This is a genomic window from Lewinella sp. W8 (assembly GCF_004375085.3).
Lineage (GTDB): Bacteria > Bacteroidota > Bacteroidia > Chitinophagales > Saprospiraceae > Neolewinella.
On record NZ_SNAQ03000002.1, the window covers coordinates 248381 to 268308 of the forward strand.

At 58.4% G+C, this 19928-nt stretch carries 14 protein-coding genes; 11 read left to right on the forward strand and 3 right to left on the reverse strand.

Features of this window, described 5'->3' with window-relative positions; genetic code table 11:
• Window positions 1-36 precede the first annotated feature (36 nt).
• The 7 genes from E1J53_RS03520 to E1J53_RS03550 all read left to right on the forward strand — a co-directional run bounded on the left by E1J53_RS03520 (window position 37) and on the right by E1J53_RS03550 (window position 12687).
• Window positions 37-3810, forward strand: coding sequence for an efflux RND transporter permease subunit (locus E1J53_RS03520; RefSeq protein WP_134271548.1), 3774 nt, complete (start codon window positions 37-39; stop codon window positions 3808-3810).
• Complete coding sequence (locus tag E1J53_RS03525; RefSeq protein WP_134271547.1) at window positions 3800-5050, forward strand: TolC family protein; 1251 nt, start codon at window positions 3800-3802, stop codon at window positions 5048-5050. Before E1J53_RS03520 ends, E1J53_RS03525 begins: the two co-directional genes overlap by 11 nt.
• Before the next feature lie 2 nt (window positions 5051-5052).
• The gene (locus tag E1J53_RS03530) at window positions 5053-6831 is read left to right on the forward strand and encodes an efflux RND transporter periplasmic adaptor subunit (protein WP_134271546.1); all 1779 of its coding nucleotides are present in this window, start codon (window positions 5053-5055) and stop codon (window positions 6829-6831) included.
• A 56-nt stretch (window positions 6832-6887) separates the two neighbouring features.
• The gene (locus E1J53_RS03535) at window positions 6888-7163 is read left to right on the forward strand and encodes a heavy metal-binding domain-containing protein (RefSeq protein ID WP_134271545.1); all 276 of its coding nucleotides are present in this window, start codon (window positions 6888-6890) and stop codon (window positions 7161-7163) included.
• A 130-nt stretch (window positions 7164-7293) separates the two neighbouring features.
• Window positions 7294-7764, forward strand: coding sequence for a DUF305 domain-containing protein (locus tag E1J53_RS03540; protein WP_134271544.1), 471 nt, complete (start codon window positions 7294-7296; stop codon window positions 7762-7764).
• 466 nt (window positions 7765-8230) lie between these two features.
• On the forward strand, window positions 8231-10027 hold the full coding sequence (locus tag E1J53_RS03545) for a hypothetical protein (protein ID WP_134271543.1): 1797 nt from the start codon (window positions 8231-8233) through the stop codon (window positions 10025-10027).
• Complete coding sequence (locus E1J53_RS03550) at window positions 10024-12687, forward strand: hypothetical protein (RefSeq protein ID WP_134271542.1); 2664 nt, start codon at window positions 10024-10026, stop codon at window positions 12685-12687. The genes E1J53_RS03545 and E1J53_RS03550 overlap by 4 nt, the downstream gene beginning before the upstream one ends.
• 233 nt (window positions 12688-12920) lie before the next feature.
• Here the strand turns inward: E1J53_RS03550 and E1J53_RS03555 are convergent, their stop codons facing one another.
• The 3 genes from E1J53_RS03555 to E1J53_RS03565 all read right to left on the reverse strand — a co-directional run bounded on the left by E1J53_RS03555 (window position 12921) and on the right by E1J53_RS03565 (window position 16506).
• Entirely contained in the window at window positions 12921-15185 is a 2265-nt protein-coding gene (locus tag E1J53_RS03555) for a xanthine dehydrogenase family protein molybdopterin-binding subunit (protein WP_134271541.1), read from the reverse strand.
• A gap of 5 nt (window positions 15186-15190) precedes the next feature.
• On the reverse strand, window positions 15191-15649 hold the full coding sequence (locus tag E1J53_RS03560) for a (2Fe-2S)-binding protein (protein WP_134271540.1): 459 nt from the start codon (window positions 15647-15649) through the stop codon (window positions 15191-15193).
• A 143-nt stretch (window positions 15650-15792) separates the two neighbouring features.
• Window positions 15793-16506 carry an AraC family transcriptional regulator gene (locus E1J53_RS03565; protein ID WP_216649994.1) on the reverse strand — a complete coding sequence of 238 codons (714 nt, stop codon included), beginning with the start codon at window positions 16504-16506 and terminating at the stop codon, window positions 15793-15795.
• A 231-nt stretch (window positions 16507-16737) separates the two neighbouring features.
• Here E1J53_RS03565 and E1J53_RS03570 point away from each other — a divergent pair, with 231 nt between their 5' ends.
• The 4 genes from E1J53_RS03570 (at window position 16738) to E1J53_RS03585 (ending at window position 19928) form a co-directional block, all read left to right on the forward strand.
• The gene (locus E1J53_RS03570) at window positions 16738-17235 is read left to right on the forward strand and encodes a cupin domain-containing protein (protein WP_253929850.1); all 498 of its coding nucleotides are present in this window, start codon (window positions 16738-16740) and stop codon (window positions 17233-17235) included.
• A gap of 44 nt (window positions 17236-17279) precedes the next feature.
• Window positions 17280-18029, forward strand: a complete 750-nt coding sequence (locus tag E1J53_RS03575) for an SDR family oxidoreductase (protein ID WP_134271538.1) — start codon at window positions 17280-17282, stop codon at window positions 18027-18029.
• 58 nt (window positions 18030-18087) lie between these two features.
• Window positions 18088-19275: an esterase gene (locus E1J53_RS03580; protein WP_134271537.1), complete on the forward strand. Its 1188-nt coding sequence runs from the start codon at window positions 18088-18090 to the stop codon at window positions 19273-19275.
• An 80-nt stretch (window positions 19276-19355) separates the two neighbouring features.
• Window positions 19356-19928 (forward strand): DapH/DapD/GlmU-related protein, encoded by a 573-nt coding sequence (locus E1J53_RS03585; protein ID WP_134271536.1) that lies wholly within the window; start codon window positions 19356-19358, stop codon window positions 19926-19928.

A 19928-nucleotide genomic window follows, 5' to 3' on the forward strand; every position in this document is an offset into this window, starting at 1 on the left:
CTGGGGCTTTTGTGATTTCCGTTAAGCCTTTCCTTTATGCTTCAAGGTTTCGTCCGTTTTTTCCTCGAGAACAAACTAGTGGTCTGGTTACTCCTGGTCCTTTTTGTGGGCTGGGGCCTGGCCACCGCCCCCTTTGACTTTTCCCTCGCCGGTCTCCCCCGCGACCCCGTTTCCGTCGACGCCATTCCCGACATCGGTGAAAACCAGCAAATCGTTTTTACGAGCTGGCCGGGCCAGTCTCCCCAGGATGTAGAAGACCAGATCACCTATCCCCTTACCGCTACCCTACTGGGAATTCCCGGCGTCAAATCCGTCCGTTCCAACTCGATGTTCGGTTTTTCCAGTATCTACCTGATCTTCGAAGAGGAGGTAGAATTTTACTGGTCCCGTAGCAGGATCCTGGAAAAGCTCAACGCACTTCCTCCTGGCTTGCTGCCCGCCAATGTCGCCCCCACCCTCGGCCCCGACGCGACCGCCCTGGGACAGGTTTTCTGGTACACGCTCGAAGGTCGCTCTCCGGATGGTGAGCCCGTCGGGGGCTGGGGACTCGAGGAACTGCGGAGTATCCAGGACTTTTACGTCCGCTACGGCCTCAGCGCGGCTGATGGCGTCAGCGAAGTCGCCAGTATCGGCGGGTTTGTCCGGGAATATCAGGTGGACGTCGACCCGGATCAGCTCCGGATTCACGGCCTTTCCCTCGGGCAGGTGATGGAGGCCATTCGGGGGTCTAACCTGGACGTAGGCGCCGCCACGCTGGAAATCAACCTCACCGAATATTTCGTCCGCGGCCTCGGTTACCTTCAGAACCTGGATGACCTGGAGCTTACCGTGGTGAGTGAACGTAACAACGTGCCCGTTTACCTCCGCGACGTAGCCCGCGTCACGACCGGCCCCGCCGCCCGCCGTGGCATTCTCGATAAATCCGGCGCCGAAGCCGTCGGGGGCGTCGTGGTTGCTCGTTATGGCGCCAACCCCTTGGCGGTGATCAACAGCGTGAAGGAAAAGGTCAACGAACTCGCTCCCGGATTACCGAAAAGAATGGTCTTTGACCCCGTCAGTGGAGACAGTACGCTCAGCCAGGTGACCGTCGTCCCCTTTTATGACCGTTCGGAGTTGATCCGGGAGACCATCGGCACCCTCGAAGAAGCGCTGACGCTGGAGATTCTCATCACCGCCATTGTCGTCATTCTGCTCCTGTTCAACCTCCGCTCTTCGCTGCTGGTGGCCGGCACCTTACCGGTCGCCGTGCTGATGTGCTTCATCGCCATGCGGTACCTGGGCGTTGACGCCAATATCGTGGCGCTTTCCGGCATTGCCATTGCGATTGGCACCATGGTTGACGTCGGGATTGTCCTGGCCGAGAGCATGGTCTATCGATTGCAGGACCCTCCGGACGGCGAAACGCGCCTGGAAAGCATTTTCGCGGCCACCATGGAAGTAGGATCCGCGGTGCTGACGGCGGTGGCCACCACCATCATCAGCTTCCTGCCGGTATTCACCATGGAAGCCGCCGAGGGAAAACTGTTCCGCCCCCTGGCCTTCACCAAGACCTTTGCGTTGATCGCCGCCATCCTGGTCGCCCTGGCCATCATTCCCGCCGTGGCCCACACGGTATTGGGGTGGGATCGGAACGACTGGCGGAAAAAAACAGGACTGAACGCCTTGCTGGTCGTCGGGGGCATTTTTGCCGCCTTCTACGTGGCCTGGTGGTTGGCCGCCGTGGCCATCCTCGCGGGCAGCTACGGAGTCATCAGGGGTATTCTTGGGCGAAAAACCGAAGAAGAGATTAGTGGGCGACGCAGCGCAGGTGCCGTGAAGTTCCTGCGGGGGCCGTGGATGCAAACGATAATCAACCTCCTGATCGCCGGAGTCCTTGCCTGGCTACTGGCTGGCTACTGGCTCCCCCTCGGAGTTACCCCGGGCGTAGGCAAAAACTTCCTCTTCGTAGTGGTAGTGGCGGGCGGATTGCTGGCCTTCTTCTGGCTGATGATTCACTTCTACGATCACATTCTGCGGTTCCTGCTCCGGGTAAAATTGCTTTTCCTCCTCCTGGTAGGACTATTGCTCTACGCCGGCTACCACACCTACCGGGGGCTGGGGGAAGAATTCATGCCCACCCTCGGAGAGGGTGCCTTCCTGCTGATGCCCACCAGCATGCCCCACGCAGGTATCGAAGAAAATCGTCGAAACCTGCGCCTCCTGGACATGGCCGTAACCACCATTCCCGAAGTCGAAACGGTGGTCGGCAAGGCCGGCAGGGTCAATAGCGCCCTCGATCCCGCTCCGCTATCCATGTACGAAAACGTCATCCTCTACAAACCCGAATACGCCACCGACGCCAACGGACGCCGCCTGCGGTTTCGGGTAGACCGGGAAGGAAATTTCCTGACGCCCTCCGGACAAGCCGTCGGATCCGATGCCCGCATCGACCCGGCGAAGGACCTTATTCCGGACGACAATGGCCAGTACTTCCGACAGTGGCGGGACCACATCAAATCTCCCGACGACATCTGGAACGAGATCGTCAGCGTCGCTCAGTTACCCGGAGTCACTTCCGCCCCGAAACTACAACCCATCGAAACCCGCCTGGTCATGTTACAAACGGGCATGCGGGCACCGATGGGCATCAAGGTCCGGGGACCGGACTTGAAAACCATCGAATCCTTCGGGCTCGACCTCGAACGGGAGCTCAAGGAGGTGCCCGGGGTAAAGGCTGCTGCCGTCTTCGCCGATCGCATCGTCGGGAAACCCTACCTGCTCCTGGACATCAAGCGAGCGGCCATCGCCCGCTACGGACTGAGGGTAACGGAGGTACAGCAACAGATCATGGCCGCCGTGGGCGGTATGACCATGACCACCACCGTCGAAGGGCGCGAACGCTACGCCGTTCGCCTGCGCTATCCCCGGGAGCTACGGGATGAGCCGGAAGCCATCCGCAACATCCTGATCCCCACCCGCAGCGGACAGATTCGGTTGGGAGAACTCATCGAGGTCCGATATGAACAGGGACCGCAGTCCATCAAATCCGAGGATGGCTTTCTGGTGGGCTACGTCCTCTTCGACCGGGAGGAGGGATTTGCCGAAGTTGAGGTGGTAGAAAATGCCCGAAAGTTTTTGGAAGAAAGGACCCAGGCGGGCGCCCTGAACATTCCCCAGGGGGTCAGTTACCGCTTTGCGGGGAATTATGAACAACAGGTACGGGCCAGTGAGCGGCTGGCCCTCGTCGTTCCCATTGCCCTGGGCCTCATCTTCATCATTCTCTACTTCCAGTTCAAATCAGTATCCACGGCCCTCATGGTGTTCAGTGGGGTGTTCGTAGCCTTCTCGGGAGGATTTCTTCTCCTCGGGGGCTACGGGAATCCCGGCTTTCTGGACTTCAACTTCTTTGGCACCAACCTGCGCGATCTCTTCCAGATGCAGACGGTTAACCTGAGCGTGGCGGTCTGGGTGGGTTTTCTGGCCCTCTTCGGCATCGCCACCGATGACGGCGTTTTGGTGGCCACCTTTCTCCGCGACAGCTTCCGCCGGAACACCCCCCGGACCATCACGGAAGTACGGGAGGCCGTCGTTGAGGGCGGCCTCCGTCGGGTCCGCCCGGCCATGATGACCACCGCCACCACCATCCTGGCGCTGCTGCCCGTACTGACCGCTACCGGTCGGGGCGCCGAAATCATGGTACCCATGGCCATCCCCAGTTTTGGCGGCATGGCCCTGCAGGTAGTGACCATGTTTACGGTTCCCGTCTTGTGGAGCCTCCGCGAGGAATGGAAAATTCGCCTCACCCCAAAAGACCCAGATCATGACAATTAAGCACCTCTTTTGCCTGCTGTTGGCCAGCTTTTTTTGCACCTGCGCTTGCGCCCAACCCCTGGATACGCTGCGGGCAATGCTCCGGCAGAACAATCCGGAAATCAGGGCACTGGAACTTGACTACCGGGCCGCGCTCCAGCAATCATCCCAGGTCAGCCAGCTTCCCGACCTGGAGCTCGGGGCCGGGTTTTTCATCCTGCCGGTCGAAACGCGGACGGGGCCCCAGCGATTTCGGGTGGGCGCCTCCCAGATGTTGCCCTGGCCGGGAAAACTGGCGGCCATGGCCGCCGTAGCCGACGCCCGCGCTCGCCCCCTGCTGGAAAAGGTCGCCGCCCGCCAGCTCATGCTGATGTATCGGCTGGAAACGGCCTATTATCGATTGGCCGACAAAGCGGCCCGCGCGGAGGTTTTACGGGAAAACCTCGATCTCTTTGACGGCCTCGAGGCGCTGGCCCTCAGTCGACTGGAAAGTGGCCGGGGCAGCTCGGTGGACGTTTACCGCCTCCAAATGGAACGCCGACAACTGGAGCGACAACTGGAGGAGTTTTCCCAGGCCGGACAGCGGGAAATGGCCACGATCAATGGTCTGCTGAGCCGACCACCAGACGTCCAGATCAGTCCGTCTCTCGACCCGGTAAACCGGGTGGCACAGATTCTGGAGTATGCCCCGGATCTGGCCAACGACGACCCCGATTTAAGCGACCATCCGTCCCTGCGGATTTTTGCGTGGCAACGGGAGGCCAGCCGCTCGGCCATCGCGCTGAGTGCGCTGGAGCAACGCCCCGATTTTGGCATCGGTCTCGACTACATCGCCGTTGGCCGAAGAAGCGACCTGGATCCTCCCGGCAACGGCCGGGACATCCTCCTACCACGGGCCATGGTCAGAATCCCCCTCTCCAAAGAAAAATACTCGGCCCGCCGCCAGGAGGAAGAGATCCGGATGGAAGCTCTGGAGGCCCGCAGGCAGTCCACCGAAGATGAGCTTCGTGCCGAAATCCGCCGGGCTCTGGTGTCCATTGACGAGGCGGCCGGCGAATTGCTCTTCCTCGAAGAACAGAACCGGACCCTGGCGGCCAGTTTGACGATCGCCAGAAGTGAGTTTGCCAACGGGAAACGCCCCCTCGACGAGCTCTTACGGTTGGAATATCAGTCGATCCAGTACCAACACCAGGCCGTCATGGCCCGCACCACTATTCTTTTACAAGACGCGGCGATCAATCGCCTGCTGTACAACCAATAAATATGAATACGCGAACTGTTCTCCTTCTGATCGCGGCCCTGGGGCTAGGCCTGGCTGCCGGATACTTTCTGTTTGGCGGATCAGCCTCCGTGCCGCCGCCGGCAACCCAGGCGCACGATCACTCCGCTCACGAGACGGGGGGTGCGGAAATCTGGACGTGCTCAATGCACCCACAGATTCAGCAGGACGGCCCCGGTGATTGTCCGCTTTGCGGAATGGACTTGATCCCGCTGGAAGTGGGCAACAATACCGATCCGGCGGTGATGACCATGACCGAAGCGGCCGTAGCGTTGGCCAGGGTCCGCACGGTCCGGGTCGGGAACGGCGGAGACTCGACGGAGGGTGGTCAGTCCAGTGCGTCCCTGACCCTCACGGGGAAGCTGGCCGTCGATGAGCGGACCACCGCCGTGGAAGTCACGGAATTTGGCGGACGCATCGAGCGGCTCAACGTCTCCTTCAGCGGCGAACCCGTGCGGGCGGGTCAGCGGATCGCCACGGTATATGCTCCCGACCTGGTCGTTGCGCAGGAAGAATTCCTGCAGGCCCGGCAATTCCGGGACCTGAACCCGGACCTCGTCTCCGCCGCCCGCACCAAACTGCGCAACCTCGGAGTGACGGAGGAACAAATTACCACCCTCGAAACAACCGGCCAGGTCATCCGGGACTTTCCGATCTACGCCGATAATTCGGGGACCATCCTCGAAACCAAGGCGGAGGTGGGCCAGTATTTACCCGCCGGCGGCTCGCTGTATACCTACACCAACCTGAGTCGGCTGTGGGTGCTGCTCGATGCCTACGAGGCGGATCTGGCCAGCATCTCCGTTGGTGACCGGGTGAATTTCTCGGTGCCCGCACTGCCGGGGCAAAACTTTTCTGCCCGGATCACCTTCGTGGATCCGGCCATTGACCCGGCTACCCGCACGGCAGCCGTGCGGGCGGAAGTCATCAACCGAAACGGACGGCTGAAACCGGACATGTTCGTGGAAGGAACCATCATCACTTCCCCCGCCCGGCAAGAGGACACGGAGGAGGACTTACGCGTCCCGCGCAGCGCCGTGCTGTGGACCGGGGAGCGGTCCGTGGTCTACGTAGCGTTACCGGATACGGAAGTCCCGACCTACGAATTCCGAGAAGTCACCCTGGGGGACCGCGTCGGAGACCAGTACCGCGTGCGGTCCGGGCTGGCCTCCGGAGACCGGGTGGTGATGGAAGGGGCTTTCCAGATTGACGCCGCCGCGCAATTGAACAACAAGGCCAGCATGATGAACCGTGACGTCCTGATTGCCGGCCGGCCGGCGCCCGAGGCCGTGGCTGAGGCCATTCCCGACTTTCGGGAAAACAGCCCGGAAAAACTCCGGAATCAATTGGGCCGCGTCGTGGAAGCCTACCTGCCCCTCAAGGACCGCCTCGTGGCTACGGCCACCGCTGACGCGGCCCTCATCACCTCCCTGCTAACTGCCCTGGAGGCGGTGGACGGGGATTTGCTCACCGGTGATGCCCGTGACTACTGGAGCCAGCAGCGGGAAGCGCTGGACAGCCACGCAAAACTACTCCTGGAAAACCCGGAGGTAGCGGGGCAGCGGGAGCAGTTCGACTATCTCTCCCGGGCTCTCATCAAGGCCCTCACGGCCTTCGGCGTGAGTGGAGACTATTACGTACAGCATTGTCCGATGGCCTTCAACAATACGGGGGCCGACTGGATCAGCAACGAAACCCAAATTCGCAATCCCTATTTCGGTGACCTGATGCTTAAGTGCGGACTGGTTACCGATGAACTCTAATCATCACATTCATTTAACCGGCCGTCCTACGGGGTGGCCACCAAACTTGCTTTAAGATGCGCTTTACCCACTATTTTATTGCCTGCTTATTCCTCCTGTCCTTTGCCATCGTCAGTTGTAGCGATGCTCCCGCAGCGGAGACCGACACGACCGAAACCACGACGGAAACGACCACCGCTGCCCCGCACGGTAAGGGCAAGGAGTACACCTCAGCCTACGTCTGCCCCATGCATTGTGAAGGCAGCGGAAGCGACACTGCGGGAGAATGCCCCGTATGTGGCATGGCTTACGTGGACCAGGAGGAACACGTAAAGAACGGACACAGCCACTAGGGTGAAACCCCGAACCTTACGCATTGAAAACATGGTTTGCCGCCGTTGCGAGATGGCGGTGAACCAGGTTTTCAGCCTGGACTAATCAATCGCCTTCTGGCCTTCATTGCCGGGTGGCAAAATGCTCTTTATGAATACCCAACATAAATCCAACCCCTACCTAAAATTCGGGCTGATGATGGCCACCTCATTTATCGTTATGTATGCCGTCATGTACCTCAACGTGGACAAGTTCGACCACGTCTACACCGCCCAGACCAGAACCTACATGACCATCCTTATGATCGCACCAATGGCCATCTCCATGCTGCTGTTTATGTGGAAGATGTACCCCAGTAAGCGGATCAATTACCTCATCATCGTTGGCGCGTTACTGGTGGGAGCTGGAACTTACCACATCCTCCGGCAGCAAACCTTTGTGGGTGACGTCGCCTGGATGCGCGCCATGATCCCCCACCATAGCTCGGCCATCATGGTCAGTCAAAAGGCCAGGCTTAAAGACCCGGAAGCCATCAAACTGGCGGAAGAGATTATTGCGGCGCAGAAGCGGGAGATTGCCCAGATGAAGGCCATGATCAGTCGCCTGAAGGAAAACCAGTAAGCCGGCACACAAGGTGGGCGCGGAGCGCCGGTGCAACGTACACCCGAAAAGAGCCGTGAACGCAACCCGATTTCCCACGCCCCACCGGGCATGGTAAAAAATTTTGCTTTCCCACTAACACATCCGGTCCGGGCGGTGATCTTGTAGGTAGAATCGGGATGTAAACGGGAAAAATAACCGAAATGACTACGAAAAACCTATCACCAAAACTCCTTGATGGGTCCGCTGCATTCGCAAATATTCCCCTTTACCCCAACGAATGAGGGATGGTAAACCGTCCATCATGAGGCACCAGATGCCTATTCGGCTGATCTTCCACCCGTAAAGCGTCAGCCCGTTGACACATTTCTCGAGCGGAGAGCTTAAAATCCGCGGAGGAGTTTTGTTGACTGGACAATATTGCAAGAATCGCCTATTTTTAAGTGGTTCTTGTTCTCCAACCTAAAATACTAAACCTCGCCAGCCCATGCGCCCATACCTACTACCCTTTCTGCTTATTGTCCTACTGTTTACTGGCTGTCGCGAAGACGGCGAGACCATTTCCGTAACGACGGGAGAGTTACCCGTACCAAACGTCGTGCGGGGCACCGTTACCTCCGTGGTCATCAATACCAGCGGAGAAAGCGTGCAGGACTACTCCATTACCGGATTAAGCGAGATCAACGATCCCAACCCCGATGGTTCCCTCACCATTCCCTCCGGCATGCTGGATCCGAATGGAACAGTGGTACAGGTTACCAGTCCGGGCCACTGGCCCGAAACCCGGGTCCTCATGCCCGGGGGAGACGGAGACCTTCGGGAGACCTTCGTCCTGGAACCCAAAGTAAAGGCCGGCACCCTCAATCCTGCCGAGGGTGGGACCATCACCCTCGGGGATAATTTCTCCGTGACCCTGCCGGAAAATACCGTGGCCACCACCGAGGACGGGGAGGCCTACGATGGTCCGATCGACGTGTACGTTAACCACGACCCGCCGGAAGACCAGGAAGAAATGCTCAACAGTCCCATCAACGCCCTGGCGCAACTGGAAAACGGAGAAATGGCTGCACTGGAAAGCTACGGCATGATGGACATCGCCCTGGAAACCCCCGAGGGAGAGCTCATCGTGCTGGACGAAGCTACTCCCGCCGAAGTACGGCTGCCCCTTAAGGCCGCCACCGAAGCCAATGCTCCTCTGGAAGCTCCCTTCTGGTTCCTTGACCCCGACGGGTTCTGGTTACCCGACGGCGTCGCCACCCTGGCCCCCGGTTGCTACGTGGTCTTCATCGTGGCCAGTGGTGGGTATAACGTGGATATCCCCCACCCCGTCACCCGACTTTGTGGTCGCTTTCTGGATGCCGGAGGCTTCCCCCTTACGCACTCGCCCTTTAGTGTGAACGTGGTGGGTGGCATGGTCTGCGGCGCCAGCCGCGTAGACTGTAACGGAGAATGGTGCATCAACGTAGCGGCAGATACCCCCCTGGCGATCATCGTGAAGGACCCCTGCGACACCAGCAACGTCTTTATTGTTGAAGTGGATGGGGTTCCGGCAAATAATAGCCGAGACCTGGGCGATATCGTCATTGATCTCAGCAACGCGGCCTTCTTCGCCGACGTGGTCAACTGTGAAGGTGGCCTGGTATCCGGTGCTGCCCCCGTAGAAATCTGGGCAAAGGGTTACGGAGGTAACGACGGACAGTACTTCGCCCCGGACGAAGAAGGACGTACCGTCGTCTCCGTCGTAGAATGTGATGAGGGAGAAGTGGTGGTGCAGGCCTTTACCAGCGACTTCCGGGCGGCATCTCCCGTCTACCGTCGAACTTCCGAGGATGCCCTGCCTCAATCCTTCGTGGTTTGTGGCGATTTGGAGGACGACGAAATGTTTGAGCTGAGTATCGGTGCCGAAGACATTAGCATTACGGAACTGGCGGCCATTTATTGGCCCAACAACGAAGCATACAACTGGCAGGTCCGGGCCGCTGGCCTCCACAAGGGAGATGAATACGTGGTATTTTTCAACTTCAGTGAGCCCCAGGAGGGAGCCTTTTCCGCCGAAGACGCCCGGGTGGTCATCTACCGACTAGCTCCCGGTCAGGAACTGGCTGACGGCCGGGTCTACGTAAGACCAGACGGTGCCATCAACCTGGAGGGTACCTCCGTTTCTTCCACGGGCGACGAGTTTAGTGGAAACTTCTCCACTACAATGAACCTACAAAACAATGCGGCCCAGACCGTAGAAATCGTTGGCGTCAATATCCAGGCCAGTTTCCGGATCAACCTATGAACCCGCTGAAGGACTGGCGGCCTGACCAGCCGCCAACCGCCCTCAGTCGATACCGGACCTGGGAATTTACCCTCCTACTACTCCTCTTCGGAGGAACCTCCTTGTTCGGAGGGACTACAACATTCCCGGATGTTGCGCCCCGCCCGTTGGTCTCAGCCACGGATTCTATCCCCCTTCCGGACACTACTCGTACCCGGGCGAGGCCGGCCAAACTGACGAGTAAAGGGGTGGAACCCGCACCAGAACCTGCCGCCCAAAAATCTAAAGTTTACTCCGAGGCCGAGCAGCGGGCACGGACGGCCGACATTCTGGAGGCCACCCGCAAGGGCGTAGTCCCCGGAGCCCACCAGGATTGGAACACGGAGGATGCCGCTACTGGACGGGAGGCTCGCCGTGCAGAAATTGCCCGACGAAAGGAGCTCCGTTCGGCGCGTATCGCCGCCATCCTGGCCGAGAGAAAAGCCGCGGCCGATAGCTTGGCCGCCGAAAAAGAGCGCCCCCGCCGCGAACGGCAGGCCGCACGGGCGGAACGGCAAGCGGAAAAGCTTCGGCGAAAAACGGAACAGGAGAAGCTTGCCCTGGAGACCCGGGCAAAGCGAGCGGCGGCCAGGCGCGCCGCTCAGCTCCAGCGGGAGCGTCGCCGGGAGGAAGCCCGGCTGGCGGCCGTTGCCAAAGCGGAAGCCAAACGGATCGCTGAAGCGGAGCTATCAAGGAAAGAGGAGGCCAAACGCGTTGCCGCCGAGGAGGCTCGATGGGAAGCACTCGCCCAGCAGCGGGCGCTAGACCGAGCGCGTGCCGAGGAAGCGCGACTCGCCCGCGAAGAACAACTAAAACACCTGGAAGCCGAACGCATCGCCGCCGAAGAGGCCCGGCAGGAAGCACTCGCCCAGCAGCGGGCGCTTGATCAACAGCGCGCCGAAGAAGCACAACGCGCCCGCGAGGAACAACTGAAACGCGAGGAAGCCGAACGCATCGCCGCCGAAGAGGCCCGGAAGGAAGCACTCGCCCAGCAGCGGGCGCTCGAGCAACGGCGCGCCGAGGAAGCACAACGTGCCCGCGAGGAACAACTGAAACGCGAGGAAGCCGAACGCATCGCCGCCGAAGAGGCCCGGCGGGAAGCACTCGCCCAGCAGCGGGCGCTCGATCAGCGGCGCGCCGAAGAAGCACAACGCGCCCGCGAGGAACAACTGAAACGCGAGGAAGCCGCCGCGGAAGCTCGTGCTCTGCAAAAACGTCTTGCCGAGGAAGCCTGGCGACAACGGCAAGAGGCACGATTGGCGATGCGGGAACGGCGACTGGCGGAGGCCGAAGCCCGACGGGCTGCACTCGCTCAGCGACGCCTTGACGCTCAGGCCCGACGAGAAGCCCAGCGAGAAGCAGCCGCGGAGCGACATCTCGCCAGAATTGCCGAGCGAGCCGCCCGCCAGGAGGCAATGGCGCTGGCCGCAGCAGAAAAACGACAACGGAAGGCAGCACTCCGGGAGGAGCGACTAGCCAGTCGGGAAGCCAAGCGACTAGCATTAGAAGAACGTCGGTTGGCGCAAGCCACCCTAAAGGCCGACCGTAAAGAAGCCCGGCTACTGGTTCGGGAGGAACGGCAGCAAAGAAAACAGTTCGCCAGAGACGAACGGATGGCCCAGCGGGAAGCCCGGCGATTGAGCCGGAACGAGCAGCGATTGGCCCGGTCGCTGGCCAGGGACGAACGCAAAGCAGCCAGGTTGTTGGCCCTCAACAATCGGCGGTTAGAAAAACAATCCGCCAGGGACGAACGCCTGGCGCAGCGGGAAGCCAGAAGACTCGCCAGGGCAAATGACCGACTGGCTCGCCGGGAGGCCAAACGACTTGCCGCCGAAGAACGGCGCCTGGCCCGGGTGGCCCGGCGGGAGGCCCGCCGATCCGCTCGACTGGCCGCCAAAATGGTCAGACACAGTGCCAGACTGGCTCGTCGCGAAGCGCGACGACTTCGGCGGGAAGGCCGACGGATGTTCCGGGTCCCGCCCTACTGGACCGTAGAACCCAGCCTTGCTTTGGGCCTCCCCACCATGAATACATCCAGTGGAGAGTCCCAACTGGAGGGCATCAACGGTGAAGTGCTGATTGGCCACCACCGCGCCAGGGGGCTCAGTATCCGTACGGGACTTTCCTTCAGTCAGCTCAACACCAAAATTGAAACTACCTCCACCGAAACAACCACCGTAACCCGCACGGGAGTCGTCACCATCATCGAATACGATGACGGTACCCGGGTGGAACAAACGGGGACCGTGGAGGTCCCCCAAACCATCACGACGACCTCCCGCTACTTCAATAACGTGAACAGCCTGGACGTCCCAATTCTACTCGGCTACCGGATGCAGGAAAGCCGACTGAGCGTATTGCTGGAAGCAGGTCCTTCCCTTAACCTCAGCAGCGGGGGCGACGGCCATCGTTTCGAGGGGCAGTCTCCGGTCAGGATTCCCGGCAATTACTACGTGAATCGTCGCGTCGGATTAGGTTTCCTGGGGCAGATTTCCGGAGAGTACGGGCTCAAAAACGGCCATGCCCTCACGGGGGGTATCCGCTTCCAAAGTTTCGGGGGGAGTTTCGTAAACCCGGAGCTTGGCCGCGCCGGTGGCGCCGGCATGTTTTCTCTGCGGGTGGGGTATCGGATACGGTTTTAGTGTTTTGTGTCCCGAAGAGGGTGGACATTCTTCCATGTTCGGCAGTGCGGACGCTCCCGGCACCTCGGCAAACATGCTGATTGCTCCCTTCGATGATCCTTGCACCTGCGGTCCCACGACCAAACTCCTGATTCCGTAAGGGAAGGAAAAGAGGGCGCAAGCGCAGGTGCAAAGTTGATCAGTAACGCCACTGATGCCGGACGCAATGGTCAGCTCACCAGTGTATGGGTAGGTTAGCCCGGCAAATTCCCCGAGCCCAGGAAAGGCTGACGGTACTTGCGTTCTCCCGTGGCCTTGTACAGCGCATTGGCCACGGCCCCGAAAATGGGCGGGAAGGGCGGTTCGCCAAGTCCGGTGGGATTGACGTCACTTTCCACGAAGTGCACGTCGATGGCCTTGGGTGCTTCCTCCATCCGGATCATCCGGTACTGGTCGAAGTTCCGCTTGTCCGGCACACCGTCGGTGAAGGTCAGCTCCCCGAAGAAGGCGTTGCCGATACCGTCCACGATGCCGCCCTCGGCCATGTTGACGGCCGCGTCGGGATTAACGACGATCCCGCAATCAATGGCGCAGGTAACTTTCTGTACCACCGGTCGGTCGTTCTCCACGGTGAGGTCCAGTACGTGCGCAGCGTAAGAATTGTGGCAGAAGTAGGCAGACACCCCCCGGTGCACGCCGGGAGCCGGCTGGCGCCAACCGGCCTTATCCCGTACCAGTTCCAGCACCCCGGCATAGCGGGCCGCGTCGTAGTCGTTGTTCTCCCCTACCGGGTCATTTTCGGCGCGTTGCAGGAGTTCCAGGCGGAAGTCAATGGGGTCTTTGCCCATCGCTTCGGCCAGTTCGTCGAGGAAAGACTGCTCCGCTCCGGCCATGAAGTTGGAGCGGGGTGCCCGGAAGGCACCGATGGTGATGTTGGAATCCAGCGACCATTCTTCGGCCAGATAGTTATCGATGGCCCCCGCGGGGAACCGATTGGCGAAGAGCGGGCTCTCGGGAATACCCCCGGCCTTGACGTGGAAGGCCAGCAGTTCATTGTTCTCGCCCAGGGCTGCCCGGTAGGTCGCCTGGTAGGTCGGGCGGTAGATGCCGTTGGTCATGTCGTCTTCCCGGGTGTACATCAGCTTGACGGGAACACCCGCCTGCTGGGCGATCAGGGCCGCTTCGAGCATGTAGTGGGAGTAGGCACGGCGGCCGAAGCCGCCGCCCATGCGCGTCATCTCGATGTCGATGTCTTCCGGAGTAAGGTCCATTCTGGCGGCGATGGTCCCCTCGATCAGGCCCGGGGCCTGCAGCGGTCCGGCAATCCAAACCTTACCGTTCTCCACCTTGGCGAAGCAGTTGATGGGCTCCATGCAGTTGTGCGCCAGGAAGGGCGCCGAGTAGGTGCGTTCGATGACGCGGCTGGCGCGGGCGAAGGCGCCCTTCGGGTCGCCGTCTTCCCGGACTACTTCCCCGGGACGGGCCGCAGCTTCCTCCATGGCGGTTTGGTGGGCGGCGGTGCTTTCCAGTCCGGCGGGCACTTTGCGGGTAGACGTATCTCCCCGGAAGCCCATTACCGTTTCGGTGTAGTCGGCAAAGGGTTCCCATTCCACTTCGATGGCCCGTTTGGCCTGCATCACTTCCCAGGTGGTTTTACCGACGATGGCCACCAGTTCCGGGAAGGCGTTGGTGTCAAAGCCGCCCTTGGCGAAGCCGTCCTTGTAGGTCTTGATCGGAAAAACGTCGTGGATGCCCGTCATGGATTTGACTTCATCCAGGTTTTTAATGCTCACGTACCGCTGGCCGAAGGCGGGCGGATGCACGATCATGGCCACGTGCATACCCTCTTCGTAGTGATCGAGGGCGAAGAGGGGTTGTCCGGTGACGATCTTCTTGGCGTCCACGTTCTTCTTGGAATGGCCGATGATGGAAAAGTCCTTGATGTCTTTCAGGTCCACTTCCTCCGGAACGGGCAGGGTGGCGGCCAGTTCGGCCATTTCTCCGTAGCCGGCCGAGCGTTCGCTGGCTTCGTGGTACAGCATGCCGGCGGCCGTGGTTACTTCCGCAACGGGTACCGACCAGGTCTGGGCGGCGGCTTCCCGCAGCATCTGCCGGGCGGTAGCGCCGGCCATCCGCAGGCCTTCCCAACGGGAGCTGATACCCCGGCTACCGCCGGTAAACTGGAAGCCAAACTTTTCGGCGTTGTGGGGTGCTTGCTCAGAGATGACCTGCTCCCATTCCACGTCCAGCTCTTCGGCGACGATCATGGGCATGGAGGTCTTGATGTTTTGTCCGAACTCCGGATTCGGCGTCATGATGGTCACCGTGCCGTTTTCCCCGATCTTCAGGTAGGCGTTTACGTCGTACCAGTTGTCGGGTAGTGCGGGTCCGGTAGCCACCTTCGTTTCTTCCGGCCGACAGCCGGAAAGCCAGCTAAAGCCCAGCACCATGCCGCCTCCGGTGACGGCCATGGACTTCAAGAAAGAACGGCGATTGTAGGAGGTATTGATCTTGGTCATGGGAATTAGCTTTTGGCGGCGGCCGTCTTAATGGCTGCTTTGATTCTCGTGTAGGTTCCGCAACGGCAAATGTTGCCGGACATCATCGCGTCGATATCTTCGTCCGAGGGATTGGGGATGTCCTTCAGTAGGGCGGCCGCGCTCATAATTTGTCCGGCCTGGCAGTATCCGCACTGGGGCACGTCATGCTCCCGCCAGGCTTCCTGCACGGGATGCGTGCCCTGCTCCGAGAGTCCCTCAATGGTGGTGATGGCCCGGTCCGCGGCCTGACTGACGGGAAGAGAACAAGAGCGCATCGCCACCCCGTCTACGTGAATGGTGCAGGCTCCGCACTGAGCGATCCCGCAGCCGTATTTCGTGCCGACCAACCGCAAATGATCCCGCAGGACCCAGAGAATGGGCGTATTGGGGTCTACGTCTACCTGATGGGTTTTGCCGTTGACGGAAAGAGTATAAGATGCCATATTGATACAGTCTATTGGTATTCAGAGGAGGAAACATTACTAACTTTCTCACCACGTCAAAAATAGTTCTTGTCCGTTGCATTGTACCTACCCAGATTACGGATACTTCGATAAAGTATTCCAACCGGCGGGTGATTCATCCGCTAATCCAGTCGATTTCGGAATTGCGTGGGCGTCATTCCGAGCAACTTTTTCACGTAGCGGGTGAAAAAAGAGCGGCTGGAGAAAGCCATTTCGTCGGCGATTTCGGCGACGTTCAGCTTATCGTTTTGGAGCAAGATCACGATGCGATCCCGTGCGTATCGCTGAATCCAGGCGGATGCCGTAATACCGGAATTTTGTTTACAGATAAAATTCAGGTGCTTGGCCGAAACGTGTAAATGGTCCGCGTAAAATTGAACCTTTCGCTCCCGCAGGCAGTGGGCCTCCAGTAAGTGGATGAAGCGTTCGTAGAGTGTGCCACTCTGAACCGTTCGCTTCCGTCGCTCGTACTCATTGGCGAAGGTATGCCACATTTCCAGGATGAAGAGGCGCATCTGTAATCGAAGCACCTCTTCATAAAATCGATGATCAGTATCACCGAAGCGGTCGTTAAGGCGATCAAAATTGGTCAGCACCCGGCGACGGTCTTCTGGATTATCCAGCTTCTTTACCGGGTACTGCCGGGAATAAAGGGTCGCATCAATGCCCCATTGTTGATCCGGGACGTTGTTGATCATGAAGCTATCCTCCACGAAAAGCCAGGTCGCCCGAAAGTTTTTAGAGAAGGACAACTCCCCCAGTCGGCTACCGGCAAACCAAAAAACAAATTCTTCCTTTCCGCAAGCTATTTGCCGTTCATCCAGGGTAAAGGTCATGCTTCCATCATGACAAAAGACATGGACATGGTAGTGATTAATAAAGTCCGTAGGCAAGTCGTTTCCGTCGGACAGTTTCCGCAAAACTATCCGGGGAGAAGGTTCGACATTTAGGGGATTATCATTAGAAGAGGCGGGCAAAATACGTGATATTTGACATCAAATACGAAAATAGTGTAACAAATGTAATTAAACCAGGGCGTAATTTTGGGATGATCAAAACGCGCAATTATGAAAACTACTTCTCTATTCGGACCTGGGCTTATGGTACTTTTGCTCTACGCATGCGCCCCGACGTCGCCGGATGAACCAACAGAATCAACGGCAGAGGAGAATACCCTCCAGGCCATTTTTCCCCGTGGCCAAAAAGGATCCGAGGATCTTTTTAAGGGGAATGCTTACCACCACGGATTAATCGCTCCCGACTCCATTTTTACGACCTTGGCGGGCAACGTCTACTTTGAGCCCGGCGCCCGGAGTAATTGGCACTGCCATCCCGCGGGCCAGATTCTGATCATTACCGACGGTATTGGCTACCACCAGATTGAGGGACAGGACATTGAAATCATTCGTAAAGGAGACGTCGTGACCTGTCCTCCGGGAGTAAAGCACTGGCATGGTGCCAGCCCCGACGTTGGGCTGCAGCAGCTTTACGTAATTCCTAATACCGAAAAGGGGATCGTAAACTGGCAGGAGGCCGTTACGGAAGACCAGTACAGCATTGACTGATAAACAATAAAACAATCTATTAAACCTACTAAACGAAAAACCAAATGAAAGATTTAAGTGAAAAGGTAATTATCATCACCGGAGCCTCTTCCGGCATTGGGGAAGCAACGGCTAAATTATTGGCAGAAAGGGGTGCTAAAGTCGTCCTGGGTGCCCGCCGGACGGAAAAGCTGGCGCAGATTGTCGAAGATATTCAGGCGGCGGGAGGCGCGGCCGCGTACGGAAAACTGGACGTTACCGTTCCGGAGGATAATACCAACCTGGCGCAATTAGCAAAGGATAACTTTGGTGGTATCGACGCGATTTTCCTCAATGCGGGAATCATGCCCACCGCACCGCTTTCTGCGATGAAAACGGACGAATGGCGGCAAACGGTAGACGTGAACGTCAACGGCGTACTCAATGGGATCGCTGCTGTCCTCCCAACTTTTCTGGAGCAGAAATCCGGTCACGTCATTGCCGTTTCTTCGGTCGCCGGTCTGAAGGCTTATCCCGGTAGTGCCGTTTACGGTGGTACCAAATGGTTCGTCAGAGACTTTATGGAAGTCCTGCGCATGGAATCGGCACTGGAAGGTACCAACATTCGCACGGCAACGATTTATCCTGCAGCCATCAACACTGAGTTGCTAGATAGTATCACCCACGAACAATCGGCCGAACAAATGGAAGGCCTTTATCAGCAACATGGAATTGCCCCCGAACGGGTGGCGAACGTAGTAGCTTTTGCCCTTTCTCAACCCGAGGACACAAACGTCAATGAATTTACCCTGGGTCCCACAACACAGCCGTGGTAAGGGTTCGGTGACCACAAAGCTTTTCGATCATTCATCTAAACTTTCAATCCATCTTCCTATGTCTAAGCATTCCTTTGGTCTTCCCTTGTTGTTCCTGATGGGCCTTCTTCCTGGCTTGATGTTCGCGCAACAGGATATTTTTGGTGCGGCCGGCCTCGTTTCACCCCAAATCAACGAAGACAACTCCGTCACTTTCCGGCTAAAAGCTCCTAAGGCAGACACGGTATTGCTATCCGGCAACCTACATGTGGAAAATGCCTTTTCTCCGATTACGTATCAAATGACCAGGGGGGAAGATGGCATTTGGACGTACACGACGTCCCCCCTCCCTTCCGAATTATACCGCTATAACTTCGTGGTAGATGGTGTCCGTACGGTGGATCCCAGCAACGCCCACGTACAGCGGGACGTAGCCAACATCTCCAACATTTTCCTTATCGGCGGTGGAAAGGCGGAGGACTATAAAGTACAGGATGTCCCCCACGGCACCGTTGCCTATCGTTGGTATGATTCTTCGAGGAACGAAAAGAAGCGTCGCCTGACCGTCTATACTCCGCACGGTTACGAAAACGGGACCTCAACCTACCCGGTAATGTATCTGCTACACGGAATTGGTGGCGACGAAGAAGCCTGGTTAGGTACGGGGCGGGCCGCACAGATCATGGACAACCTGATCGCTCAGGGGGAAGCTGAACCCATGATTGTGGTGATTACCAACGGAAACGTTGCCCAGGAAGCCGCTCCGGGCATGGGGAGCAACGGTATGCCTCAACCCTCCTTTCAGTTACCGAACACCATGGACGGCAAGTTTGAAGAGACCTTCGGTGAGATTATGGAATTCGTAGAAACGGAATACCGTACCGAAGGCACGAAAGCCGGACGGGCCATTGCCGGCCTGTCCATGGGTGGTTTCCATACGGCCAACATCTCCCTGAACTACCCCAATACTTTTGATTACGTCGGGTTATTTTCCTCCGCGCTAGGGGTGCGTTCCCCCGAAGCGACTTCACCGATCTACCAGGATCAGGACAAGAAGCTACGGCAGCAAATGGAAAACGGATATGAATTATACTGGATGGCCATTGGCGAAGATGATTTCCCCATGCTCCTGAAGGGAAATACGGATTTCCGCAAGAAAATGGACGATATGGGCATGAAGTACGAATACCTCGAAACTGCCGGTGGTCACACCTGGAACAACTGGCGGGATTACCTGGTGCTGTTTACGCAACGGCTCTTTAAGTAAGTGACTGCATCTCTTCCCCAGTAAAGGTTTCCCCCTTAATACCCCTAAATTATGCTCGTTTACCGGAACAATTTTGATACATGGAGAAACTAGCCGACAAAAACATCTTCGTCCGGCTCAGAGCCGGAGAAGTCGTGCCCATGGACGACCCGGAATACGGTGACATCCGGGAAGTGGTCAACCGAACGATGGAGCTTTCCCGGAAGCTCAATAAGGCCGCAAACGTTGATGACATCAGAACCTGCCTCAGTAAGCTGATCGACCGGGAGGTCGACCAAAGTACGGTACTGTTCACGCCGTTTTTCACCAACATCGGCATCAACATCAGCCTGGGAAAGCGGGTCTTCATCAATCACGCTTGCAGCTTCCTCGACCTCGGAGGCATCACCATTGAAGACGACGTTATGATCGGTCCCCGGGTGAACATCACCACGGAGAACCACGGCGTTGAGGTGGCAACCCGCAAATCCATGATCCCCGGAGCGGTCGTCATCAAAAAAAATGCCTGGATCGGTGCCGGTGCCACCATTCTTCCCGGCGTAACCGTCGGGGAGAATTCCGTGGTGGCCGCCGGAGCGGTCGTTAATCGCGACGTCCCTCCCAATACGGTGGTGGCGGGCGTACCCGCCCGGGAGATCAGGCGAATCGTATAG